General features: G+C 41.0%; 11 protein-coding genes and 1 riboswitch. Of the genes, 1 reads left to right on the plus strand and 10 read right to left on the minus strand.

Features of this window, described 5'->3' with window-relative positions; all coding sequences use genetic code 11:
- Positions 1 to 384: 384 nt before the first annotated feature.
- From AB5Y61_RS07545 to AB5Y61_RS07555, 3 genes are all read right to left on the minus strand, one after another.
- A complete protein-coding gene (locus AB5Y61_RS07545) occupies positions 385 to 1,734 on the minus strand; it encodes a hemolysin family protein (protein ID WP_368403720.1) in 1,350 nt (449 codons plus the stop codon).
- A gap of 115 nt (positions 1,735 to 1,849) precedes the next feature.
- A complete protein-coding gene (locus AB5Y61_RS07550; protein ID WP_368403721.1) occupies positions 1,850 to 3,331 on the minus strand; it encodes a M protein trans-acting positive regulator PRD domain-containing protein in 1,482 nt (493 codons plus the stop codon).
- A gap of 138 nt (positions 3,332 to 3,469) precedes the next feature.
- Positions 3,470 to 4,597 carry an AI-2E family transporter gene (locus AB5Y61_RS07555; RefSeq protein WP_368403722.1) on the minus strand — a complete coding sequence of 376 codons (1,128 nt, stop codon included), beginning with the start codon at positions 4,595 to 4,597 and terminating at the stop codon, positions 3,470 to 3,472.
- A 74-nt stretch (positions 4,598 to 4,671) separates the two neighbouring features.
- On the opposite strand from AB5Y61_RS07555, the gene AB5Y61_RS07560 reads away from it, so the two are divergent.
- Positions 4,672 to 5,478 carry an ABC transporter ATP-binding protein gene (locus tag AB5Y61_RS07560; RefSeq protein WP_368403723.1) on the plus strand — a complete coding sequence of 269 codons (807 nt, stop codon included), beginning with the start codon at positions 4,672 to 4,674 and terminating at the stop codon, positions 5,476 to 5,478.
- A 336-nt stretch (positions 5,479 to 5,814) separates the two neighbouring features.
- On the opposite strand, the gene AB5Y61_RS07565 is transcribed toward AB5Y61_RS07560, so the two are convergent.
- From AB5Y61_RS07565 to trmL, 7 genes are all read right to left on the minus strand, one after another.
- Positions 5,815 to 7,869 carry a cation:proton antiporter gene (locus AB5Y61_RS07565; protein ID WP_368403724.1) on the minus strand — a complete coding sequence of 685 codons (2,055 nt, stop codon included), beginning with the start codon at positions 7,867 to 7,869 and terminating at the stop codon, positions 5,815 to 5,817.
- A 12-nt stretch (positions 7,870 to 7,881) separates the two neighbouring features.
- The gene (locus AB5Y61_RS07570; RefSeq protein ID WP_003005673.1) at positions 7,882 to 8,136 is read right to left on the minus strand and encodes a hypothetical protein; all 255 of its coding nucleotides are present in this window, start codon (positions 8,134 to 8,136) and stop codon (positions 7,882 to 7,884) included.
- Complete coding sequence (locus tag AB5Y61_RS07575) at positions 8,129 to 8,686, minus strand: class I SAM-dependent methyltransferase (protein ID WP_368403725.1); 558 nt, start codon at positions 8,684 to 8,686, stop codon at positions 8,129 to 8,131. The genes AB5Y61_RS07570 and AB5Y61_RS07575 overlap by 8 nt, the downstream gene beginning before the upstream one ends.
- Entirely contained in the window at positions 8,670 to 9,629 is a 960-nt protein-coding gene (locus tag AB5Y61_RS07580; protein WP_152902918.1) for a TIGR01212 family radical SAM protein, read from the minus strand. The genes AB5Y61_RS07575 and AB5Y61_RS07580 overlap by 17 nt, the downstream gene beginning before the upstream one ends.
- A 53-nt stretch (positions 9,630 to 9,682) precedes the next feature.
- Entirely contained in the window at positions 9,683 to 10,333 is a 651-nt protein-coding gene (locus AB5Y61_RS07585) for a phosphatase PAP2 family protein (protein ID WP_368403726.1), read from the minus strand.
- On the minus strand, positions 10,323 to 10,895 hold the full coding sequence (locus AB5Y61_RS07590) for an ECF transporter S component (protein WP_414326809.1): 573 nt from the start codon (positions 10,893 to 10,895) through the stop codon (positions 10,323 to 10,325). The genes AB5Y61_RS07585 and AB5Y61_RS07590 overlap by 11 nt, the downstream gene beginning before the upstream one ends.
- Positions 10,896 to 11,097: 202 nt before the next feature.
- Positions 11,098 to 11,332, minus strand: a riboswitch (FMN riboswitch).
- An 80-nt stretch (positions 11,333 to 11,412) separates the two neighbouring features.
- Entirely contained in the window at positions 11,413 to 11,955 is a 543-nt protein-coding gene (trmL, locus tag AB5Y61_RS07595; RefSeq protein ID WP_368403728.1) for a tRNA (uridine(34)/cytosine(34)/5-carboxymethylaminomethyluridine(34)-2'-O)-methyltransferase TrmL, read from the minus strand.
- Between the last annotated feature and the right edge of the window lie 99 nt (positions 11,956 to 12,054).

Consider the following 12,054-nt stretch of genomic DNA (forward strand, 5'->3'; position numbering starts at 1 on the left):
TAAAAAATCCGCTTAGATTATTCTCTAAACGGATGCTTGAAATTCTCCAACAAGATACAAAAACCTCGGTCCATTTAGATACTAGCTCTATGGACCATCATCAAAAATCTTAGCCACATAGATACAAACAAATTGCTTGGGTTGTTTGCATCCATGAGATCATGTCTACAAACACTATCTAAAGTAGCTAAAGTAAAATTTTTGAGTTGAAATGGCTTGTTGCTTCATGTTTATTTTCTGCTTTCTTTTTTTATGGGTATTATCTTACCGTAATTTTTTTTGGCTGTCAAGACTATTTCAGAAATTTTTGAAATTTTTTGAAAATTCAACTGGTCCTGACAAGAAAAAAAAACAGAGGCTGGAACACGTCCAAGCCTCTATTTTTTAATCTTCTTTTGATTTAGTTTCTTCATCTTCCTCGACGATTTCAGAAATTTCAACTTTCACCTTGGTCACACGACCATTTTTTACTTTGTCATTTGTCAAAATGAGGTGTTTCTTTTGACTATCGACTTCACAGCTGAGTCGCTCCTTCAAGGTTGGAATTCGCCCAACCTCTGTCAGATAATACCCTGCAATGGTATCCACATCATCACTTTGCAACTCAACATCAAAATATTCGTTAAAGTCATTTAGTGACATGGCTCCTTGTACGACATAGGTATTGTCCGCAATTTCAAAGACATCAATTTCTGCTTTGTCAGTCTCATCGTCAATTTCACCGACGATTTCTTCCAAGAGGTCTTCAAGGGTAACCAAACCAGACATCCCACCATATTCATCAAGCAGAATAGCCATTTGATTTTGGGTATTGCGCAATTCCTTCAAAAGATCATCCACAAAAATGGTCTCTGGAACAAACAAAGGTTCTTGTAAAATCTTTCTTAAGACAATATTATCAAAGCCATTGATAAATCCTTCGTTCAAGAGACGTTTGGTATGGATGAGACCGATGACATTGTCCTTGTCATCATCATAGACAGGAATCCGTGAAAAGTTTTGCTTAAGGATACTTTCAATGATTTCTTTGGTATCATCATTGATATCAACCATGAAGGCATCTGTCCGTGGCACCATGACTTCACGCGCTACCATTTCATCTAATGAAAAGATCCCTTGGAGCATCTCAATCTCGTCCGCATCTAGTGATGCTTCACTATTGGTCAGCATATACTCGATTTCATCCCGCGTCATCTTTTCATCTGGATCATCGAATTCCATTGGTGTGATACGGCTCAAAAGGTTGGTCGACGCTGAAAGCAACCAAACAAAGGGGCTAACAATTTTTCCTAATAAAATGACAATCGGAGCTGTTCGAACAGCTAACTCATCTTTCAGGTTCATAGCGATTCGTTTCGGATAGAGTTCCCCAAATACGATCGAAATATAAGTCAAAAACGCTAGAGATAAAAAGCTTCCAGCTGTAAGTGCCGTTTTAGTATTGCCCATCCATCCAGCAATAAGATGACCAAGGCTATCTGCAAGACTCGCCCCAGATAAGATGGTAATCAAGGTGATCCCCACCTGAATAGTGGATAAGAAATGGTTGGGCTGTTCCAAAACGCTAAGAAGACGAATGTATTTTTTATCCCCTTCTTCTGCTTTTTGCACTACACGAGAACGATTCAACGATACCATTGACATTTCGGTTGCCGAGAAAAAGGCATTCAACAATGTTAAAACAATCAATAAAATAAATTCCAGTAAAATTTCCTGACTGCCAGGGTCTTCCATGGATAATTTCCTCCAGTATATAATATTGTATATTATACCACAAAATAGGAGAGCCTGCATTCTTCTATAAAATTTTCTTTTTTTACCATCAAAAAATCAGGAACAAGTCCTGATTTTAGTGTTCTGCACTGGTAAAATCATAAAAGAAGGCATTGAGTTTTTCAACCAGCTCAAGCGATGAGAGACTACTTGTACAGATAAAAGGTTTTTTCTTTAATTCCGGCATCATAAAGTTGGCTACCACCACATCTGCATCCGTAGCTTCGATATCGTCCACTGTTAGATTGTACTTGATCATCTGTGTAAATTCAAAGTTGTCCGTACAGTAAAAATCAAGGAAATCAATCATGGATTTGGCATGGTGATCGTCAAAACGACTGATAATCAAGACCTTAATAGACTTCCGACGGCGCAATAACTGTGGCAAGAGACGTTCCCAGTGAGTGTATACCGTATAGATCATGTGCTTGATGATCTCATCATTCAGATCATGCTTCATGGTCTTCATATAAGTGATGATATGCTCCTTCAAATCATCATAGAAGGCTGGGAAGATGCTCATAAAATCTTCATTGGTGTTGGTCTTGGTATCAAATAAGAGAAACTCCGAGAATAATTCCTTCCGACCAAGATGAGATGTATTATGGACATGCATCAACATTTCATCTAAATTCTCAATTTCTAGATCATAGGTATAGCATAGATCCTTGAACATATCTCTGATGAGCGTCGTTGATTCTTTGGCATAAGTGTCTGTTTCTGCAGCTTCGATCAAACTTTCTGGACTGAAATAGAAATTCTCTTGAATAAAGATAATGAAGAACTGCTCCAGCACTTGTTCATTCAACTCGACACCCAGCTGTAAGCTAAAATAGCGCAACATCTCCTCGACATTGGTCACCTCTTGGTACTGATCTTTATAAGCTTCAAAAGTGGTTGGCATATCAATAAAGAAGCCTTGCTTAATGCGCGACAAGTAGACTGTCAAGAGAACTTTGTAAGACTTAATGACAGAGAAGGTCAATGGATAGCCATAGAGTTTAAAGAAAAAAGTAATCAAATCAGTCACAGCCTCTTCCTTAAATTCTGGGAAAGGCCATTCCATATAGTAATAACGCTCTGCAAAATATTGGGCATAAAAGAAACGAACATCGATCTCATTCCCAACAAGGTTCAAAGGTTTCAAATCAATCTTCACATTGTATTTAGTTTGAAGTTTCTGATTAATTGTCCGAATCAAGCGATAGAAAGATTGGTAACTCAGATCAAACTTTCTGCAAATATATTCATTGGAAACATCCTTGTGGAAGAAGAGGTATTCAATCAAGGCGAAGGCTTGTGATTCTTTAAAAAAGTGATGGTAAATCACCTCAAGCCCAACCGAATCCTCATAACTGATCTTGATCCCATTGGTAGAGGATTCAATTAAAAACTCATCAAATGTACTACGAAGATTAGACAAATCTTCTTTTAACGAACGTTCTGTACAATCCAAACGCTTGGCCAACTCTTTTAAGTGAAACCATCTTTTCTCCTTGATCAAGATTTCTAGCAATTGGAGTTGACGTCTTTGTTTTTTGGATAAGAGCAGTCTCATCTTTCCCTACCTATTTTCATATTTTATTTAAAAATCACTTATATTTTAACACATTTCATAACAGTTGTAGTTTTTTAACTGTATTTTTCTCAAAAAACTGTACAAAAAAGACTCCAAGGCCCATATAGGCGCTAGAGTCTAAGATTTATTAATGATTCCAAATTCTTCTTTTTTCTTCTGCTCCTTGGCAGCACGGTGGTTATCATAAAGATTTACCAAGAATTTTACAATTTCTTTCCCAATCGAATAGACTGGAATCGCGACGACCATCCCGATAATGCCGTAGATATTACTTGAGAGCAATAAGAGAACCATAATGGTAATCGGGTGAACCTTCATCACGCCTCCAACAATACGCGGATAAAGAATATTCCCATCGATCTGCTGGATGATCAACATGTAAATGACTGCTTTGATCATCATATCCATATCTGTGAAGGCATAGGTGATAATCATTGGAATCAAGCCGATGGTTGGTCCTACATAAGGAATCAAGTTGGCCAGCCCAGAAAAGATGGCAAAGACCAAAGCGTACTTCAATCCAATAAAACTATAGCCAATGTAGGCTAGTGTCCCAATGATCAAGGCATCGATTGAAATACCACTAATATAGCGGGAGACCGTTTCATTCAAACTAATCAAGAGGCTTGAGATATGAAGTTTGTCATTGCGTAAAATGGTCCGCTCTAGCATGGGTAATAACTTCTTCCCATCGATCAAGAAATAAACCAAGAAGACGGGGGTCATGATCAAAATAAAGACCGTATTGACAATGGTGTTAACCACACTTCCTAAACTGTTGGTCACACTATTCAAGAGATTTTGTAGGATATCCACATAAGAGAGATTCAACTGCTGAATCGTCGATTGGATATTCACATTCTGGAACAAAGGGTTGGTCGAGAGTTTTCGAACCAAACTTTGGACTTCCCAATACAGGCCTTGGGTCGAGTTGATCAAGCTGGTTAACTGATTGATTAAGATGGGGAGGAGATAAACAATCCCCAAGCCCACGATGCCAAATAAGACCACCAAGGTGATCAAAATGCCAAACACACGCTTGATTTTAAGGTGTTTCTCCAACAATTCCACAACTGGATTGGTAATGTAGTATAAAAAACCTGCAATTAAAAATGGTAAGAGGATGGTATTCAGAACGGATACAAATGGAGAAATCAAGGTGCCCATCGATTTCCAAATATAGAAAATCACCGTCAATAATAAAATCTCACATGTCCAGAATAACAATTTACTATTTCGAAACATTCCTTACCTCCTGTTTTCTATTCTACCATATTTTATGTTAGAATAAAGGAGATTTTAATCAAAAGGATGAAGTTATGAATAATTTGATTGAACTACAAGACGTCAATTTGATCCGCAAAGGAAAATCTCTTTTAAAAGAGATTAACTGGCGAGTAAAAGAAAATGAATGCTGGGCGATTTTAGGCTTAAATGGAGCAGGAAAATCGACCCTCCTTAAACTGTTGATGTCTGAATACTGGGCTAGTTCGGGACAGGTAACGGTCCTTGGAACACGCTTTGGAGAAGGGGGGATTCCTGAGTTACGAAAGCGTATTGGGATCGTTAGCTCCTTTATTTCAGAAAGACTGCCAGAGCATCTTTTGACAGAACAAATTGTCCTAACCGGTCAATACAAGAGTAGTATTTTATATGCTGCATACGGGGAGAAAGAACTAAACTGGGCACGGGATATGCTGACTTCTATTGGGGCTAGCTCTCTGATCGGTCGCAAATACCGGGAGCTCTCCCAGGGAGAAAAGCAGACGGTCCTCATTGCACGAAGCCTCATGGACCAGCCAGATCTGATCATCTTTGACGAAGCTTCAAGTGGATTGGATCTCTTTGCCAGAGAAAAGCTCCTCCGTCAGATCCATCATATCAAACAACTGGATCACGCGCCAACCATGATCTACGTCACCCATCATGCCGAGGAAATTACAAAAGACATGACCCATGTCCTCTTACTCAAACATGGCCAAGTGGTCGAGCAAGGACCAAAGGAAAAGATCCTAACTCCTCATGTCCTTAGCCAGTTTTACGAAGCACCAGTATCCCTTATCGATCTTGGAGATGAGCGACTTTTTGTTAAACCAGAAATCGCACACACAGAAGACCATGAATAAATCAAAAAGTGCTAAGATTTTCATCTTAGCACTTTTAGAATGTAGACAAACTACTTTAAAGTAAAATAAGTTAAGCGATTTTGCAAAAAAATAAAAATGAGTTCCAATTTTTAAATCGATTCAAGAAAATACCGAAACTTTCCGCTGTGAGAAAAGTGCCTGAAACGTTATTGTTTCAAGCACTCGGAATTATTGAGACCCTAGGCTCAATAATTAGTCATGGAACTTTAAAGAAGTTCGCTGACGTCCGTACTCACCTAAGGAAAGTTTTTTATATGACTTTTTCTTCAATCTGAAAGTGCTAAGATTTTCATCTTAGCACTTTTACTTTTACGCTTATCGATTTTGTGCATACTCGATCATATCGTATGGAAGAGTGTTGGCACTTTCTCTTAGGGAGTAGCTTTCTAATTCATTGACATTTTGACGCATGCGACGCGCTTGCTTGGCGGTAATCAGGTGTTGCGCTTCGTATTCAAAAATAATCTTACGCTCTAAATAATAACCTCTCAACATTTCATCGATATTATTTGGTTTCACCCGGTTAATAACCCGCTCCACAAAGGCTCCACTAGTAATAATGGCCGTCTCTCTCAGACGAGATTCTTGCAGGTAAGAGATCAAACTGCTCCGATAAACCCCTTTGAGGTCTTCCAAACTTTCAATGATGATTTCCGTATTGGCCAAATAAAGGGCCGCAATCTGGTCATAATCAACGGCTTCTAACTTTCTATCTTCTCGGTTCCACCAAGTTCGAAAGCCAGAACCTAATGTTAGGATTTCATGGACCAGCAAACGCAAGATGCGGAAAGAAACCAAGAGGTAGTAAGTTAGACGAGACGAAAGGTTGCGATTGACCCGCTGCTCCATATTACGAAGATAGCGTTGGTAGACGCGGTAGCCCCGCTCGCGCATCTTTCCTTCTTCGTAGGCTTGTTCCAAGCCGTCACTTTCAATACTCAAAATCAAGAGCTTCAGCTGTTCCCAGTCCTTTTGAATGAGCTTGTTTTCTTGGCTTAGAATCAAATTTTCAATCCGACCATGGTAGTTATCAATCGCCGCATACAAGGGGCCCTTGTGCTTACTATTCTTTAGGTCTGCTTCTAATTCCATGACGACATCATTTAAAATCGCGATCTGCATCAGGTAGTTATTGGTTTCTTCCTTATCTTCTGATAATTTTGGAAGCACCACTAAGCCAGCAATAAAGCTGACAAGGGTAACTCCTGCCACTAAAAAGAGTAGGACGGGGTATTCTTTTTCGATTTTGGTTGGTATCAAAAGAATCGTCGCAATCGAAACCGTTCCCTTCACACCCGAAAAGGTCAGCAATAAGGCATCTTTCAAATAATTTCTCAATGATTTTTTTAGTCGAACCGTTCGGAACCAATAAAAAAGGTAAACCATGACAAAACGAATTAAAAAGAGCAAGGTTGTCAACAGAAAGACAGAAAGAACTAAAAGAAGATTGTTGTAAATGGGACTACTTAAGATGGGCTTGGCGATCATTTCTAGTTCCATTCCCAAAATCACAAAGACTGACCCATTTAAGATAAAGTTGACCGTATTCCAGACAGTATGACTCACAGTATCTACCCGCGCTTCAAGGAGGGTAATGTGCTTAAAGCGACTGGCTTTTAGGATCCCTGACACAACCACTGCAATAATGCCAGAGACATGGAGTTCTTCTGCTAGGAAGAAGGTCAACAGCGGGAGGCTCAGTTCTAATAACAATTCACTGGCAATATCACTAGCGCGAACACTCAAGAGTAAGGTTTGCAGCCAACGGTTCACAAAGGCCGTCAAGATCCCCACCGCAAATCCTCCAATAATGGAGATTCCTAAGGAAATCCCTGCCTCTCCAAGGGAGAAACTCCCGGTCGCAAGGGCTGCCAAGGCCACTCGAAAGGCAACTAGACCTGAGGCATCATTTAGTAACCCTTCTCCTTTTAAGATATTCGAAACCCGCTTTGGAAAGGTAAAGCGCTCAGACAGGGAAGCAAAGGCTACTAAGTCTGTTGGACCTAGAGCTGCCCCTACGGCCATACAGGCTGCTAAAGGAAGGCTCAGCCACAAGGAGTGAGCTGCCCACCCCAAACTAATGGTTGAGATAAAAATCACTGGAAAAATCAAATAAAGAATAATGCGCCAGTGCTTTAAGACAGAGGTAATATCTGCTTCTTCCGCCTCTCGAAATAACAGAGGGCCAATGACCAAGGCCAGAAAGAGCTCTGTATCCAGATGAAAATTTTCTTCTGGGACAAAGAGAGCCCAAACGATCCCTAGTAAGATTTGAATCAAAGGCAGAGGAAGGCTCGGCACAAGTTTATTGGTGACATTTGAGACGATCAAGATCATCGAGAAGATCACTGCATAAAGGAGTAATTCCATCTTCCTCCCTCCCTAGCGTTCTTGGCAGCAAGTCTCAAATTGCTGTTTTAACTCCGCAATCTTTTGGTCTGTCTTGGTTACATCCTTGTGCTCAATCTTCTTTTGGCACCGTTCCATCTCAAGCGCAACCAATTTCTTTTTTATTTTGAGCATCTTTTTGGTCATATGGGCTTCATCATAAAAACCGATTGCACGCTCGTGAATGGTTGATTCAACAAAATGGTGTCTCAATCCTTCAATTTTATTTTTTAAATATTCTTTATCCATGACGATAGCTTTCTAATTTTTCAATCATGACCAAAAACGGTGGTTGGTTCACTTGATTCAGTGTCCGGTAGATGGTCGCTGTGTAATCTTTTTGAGGGAGCTGACTGACAAAATCTAGCACTGCATCACGCTCGATATCTCCTCCCTCATGACCATAATAGATCATCAAAGCCATTCGCCCACCTTTTTCTAGGCGAGCACAGATTTTTTCCATCGCTTCAATCGTGGTAACTGGAAGAGTAATCACCGACTTATCTGCAGATGGCAGATAACCCAGATTGAAAATAGCTGCTTTGAGGGTCTCTACATATTGGTCCACATGCTGGTGACCATCCAAAATCAACCGGACATGCTGAAGTCCCAACTTTTCCAATCTTTCTTGGGTATTTACAAGGGCCTGTTCTTGAATATCAAAGGCATAGACCTGGCCTGCTAGTTTGGCTAAAAAGGCCGTATCATGTCCATTTCCCATGGTGGCATCCACTACCACATCTTCTTTGGTGATGACTTCTGCTAAAAATTGATGGGCCATTTCAAGCGGTCGTAACATCAGCACTCTCCTTTTCTTCTAGCTTACATCCTTGGGTACTTCCACGACGACGCATTTCAATTTCAATAGCGTTTAGGACTTCCCATTTGTTGAGGCTCCACATAGGGCCAATCAACATATCCCGTGGTGCGTCCCCTGTAATTCGATGGATGACGATATGTTTGGGGATAATCTCCAACTGGTCACAGATGACCTTGACATACTCCTCCTGGCTCATGAGTTGAAGGCGTCCTTCATGATAGTCCCGTTGCATGCGTGTATTAGTCATCAAATGCAAGAGGTGCAACTTGATGCCATCAATTTCATTATCGGTCACACAACGGCGAACATTTTCCACCATCATCTCATGCGTCTCCCCCGGAAGGCCATTGATCAAATGGGACACGATCTCAGCCTTGGGCACCTGTTGGCGAATACGCTTGACTGTTTCAACATAGAGGTCATAACTATGGGCCCGATTGATTAATTGAGACGTCGCTTCATAAGTCGTCTGAAGCCCCAACTCAATCGTCACATGCATGCGCTCGGTCAGCTCTGCTAGATAGGCCAAGGTATCATCTGGTAAACAATCCGGACGCGTACCGATGTTGATTCCTACTACTCCTGGTTCATTGATGGCCTGCTCATAACGCTCTCGAATGACGTCCACCTTATCGTGGGTATTGGTGAAATTTTGAAAATAGACCAGATACTTCTTCACATCCGGCCATTTCCGATGCATAAAGTCAATCTCTTTGTAAAATTGTTCTCGAATCGGAGCTTCTGGGGCCACAATGGCATCTCCTGAACCCGAGACCGTACAAAAAGTACAGCCACCGTGGGCGACTGTTCCGTCTCTATTGGGACAATCAAAGCCTGCATCAATAGGGACTTTAAAGGTCTTTTCTCCAAATAAGGTTCGATAATAATCATTCAAGGTATTGTAGGATTTCATACCCTTCATTATAGCAAAAAAAGAGTCGAACTCAAAACACGAGTCCAACTCCTAGTTGTTAGTTATTTTTGCTTCCCTGTAAAGCGCCATTGAAACCGCAAGCGATCGTACAAGGGGTACTCAAATTGCAAGACAGCAAGACCCAAAATCATACTGCCGAGAACGTCTGATGGGTAGTGGACCCCAACATAAATGCGGGAAACCACAATGGTCACAATTCCCAGAACCAGAAAGCCTTGAAGGCAATAGAGGGCTGTTTTATTTTTTACATGTTGGCCGATCATGAGGATCAAACTTCCCAAAACAAGGGTAGACGCCAGTGAATGACCACTCGGGAAAGAAAAGCCCTTTTCCTCTACAAGATGAAGAATACTTGGTCTCGGTCTCTGATAGATATTCTTTAGAAGAAGAACCAAAAGACCAGTCAATACCAGATTGCTCCCAAGAAAAAGAGCTTCACTGTACCATTTCTTATAGGCAAAGACCGCCAGCAGAAGGCCCACCCAGATGACAATGATCTTGGTATCCATGACATGGGTCACCTTAGTAAAGAAGGCCGTCAGTGTTGCAGGCAGATCGCCTCGAATAGTAGATTGAAGCGCGCTATCAAAGCCCGTTAATTGTTGCGGGTAGAAACGAATCACATACCCGAGAATGACAAAAATGAGAAGGGCGAAGCTTGCCTTCGCCCAATGTTGTTGTTTATTTTTCATATTTTTTCAAAATCGGTTGCAAAAGAGTGTAGATCAATCCAAATGCGATGGCCCAAATCACTCCTTCGATCAGGTTAAACGGTGCAACCATTGCGGCTAAATAGTGGACAAGCCCTAGTGTTTTCGAAATATCATAGTTCATAAAGCGAGCATACAAAGGGATTGCATAGACATAGTTCACCAATACCATCGTGATACTCAAGCTGATCGTTCCGACAATCGTTGCCAGGACAAATCGGCCATGGGTCCGTTCCTTGTTCCAAATCCATGCAAAAGCAAGGACAAAAACAAGAATTCCAATGATATTGATTGGTAGTCCGATCAAGGTCTCAAGCCCCTTATTATTAAGAGCTAATTTAAGAACAGATCGGATCAAGGTCACCCAAACAGCACTTTTAAAATCCAACAAGACCAAGGCCAACAAGATGGCAATGATACTCAAATCAATTTTGAAGAAATCTATCAAGAAAGAAAATTGATAGAACATCAAAATAAAAGATAATGCGGATAAAACAGCCACTAGGGTCAGTTTACGTGTATTTGTCATAACAGGTTCCTCCAATTTTTTAAAAATTAGAGAAGCTGGAAAGACGTCTACCCCATCATTCTACTCTAAACTATTTAAACAAAGCTTAAACTAGAAAACATTCTAGTCACTTTAGCTGGTCCCCATTGAAAAACACCGCTAGTCAATCATAGCACCTAACGTTTTATTCCTATGCATCAGCTCTAAACAGATCAGAATAGCTGTCAGTCTATTCGTCTCTCGTCTTCTCCCATCCAGACTATACTGTCGGTTGTGGAGTCACACCACATCAGCTTGCGCTCGCGGACTTCTTTTAGAGTATGGAAATGGAGATTTTTCTTTTAAACGATACGACAAGCTGTAGTCATAACTTCTCGTTAAGCAAAGCTTGGCAACAAAGTATAAAAGGAAAAAAACATTTCCTAGTAAAAGTCACCGCCGGTCGGGAATCTCACCCTGCCCTGAAGACATTTTTATGATAACAAAAAAAACCTGCCTAGGCAAGTTTTTGTAACTTCATGGATTACATGGTTCGGTTTTTAATTTTTCGTTCTTATTTGAGCTTGTCGTGCTCATAACGATGGCTCAACTCCAGCCCCTTAAAGCCCTGCTGGCGAAGCGCCTCATAAACAATCATGCAGACGGTATTGGAGACATTTAAACTACGAACATGCTCGTCATTCATCGGAATGCGAATGGCCTTATCCTCGTGCTGACGCATAAAATCTTCCGGCAATCCTTTGTCCTCGCGTCCAAACAAGAAATAATGGGATTTCCCATCCTGATAAGAAACGTCCGAATAAGTCTGATTTGCAAACTTAGACACTAAGTGCACCTGACCGTCACGCGCTGCTTCCATAAACTCTTCTAAGCTATCATAGAAACGGACATCCAGCTTGTCCCAGTAATCGAGTCCAGCCCGCTTCATCTTGCGATCATCGATCGGAAAAGCCATGGGACGAATAATATGTAAGGGGGAATTGGTTGCCGCACAGGTCCGTGCAATATTGCCCGTATTTTGTGGAATCTGAGGTTGGAACAAGACGATGTGGTTTTGAGCTGCTGACTCTTGGTAGTCCAGTTCTTCAATATTCATACTCGATCTCTTTCTGATAAAAAAATAGCCACACTGCCCGGAGTCAAGCTCAGCAAACAGCGTGGTTACAGCTTCATTAACTTAACTCACAACAGGTTT

This window comes from Streptococcus parasanguinis, assembly GCF_040908565.1.
GTDB lineage: Bacteria > Bacillota > Bacilli > Lactobacillales > Streptococcaceae > Streptococcus > Streptococcus parasanguinis_AC.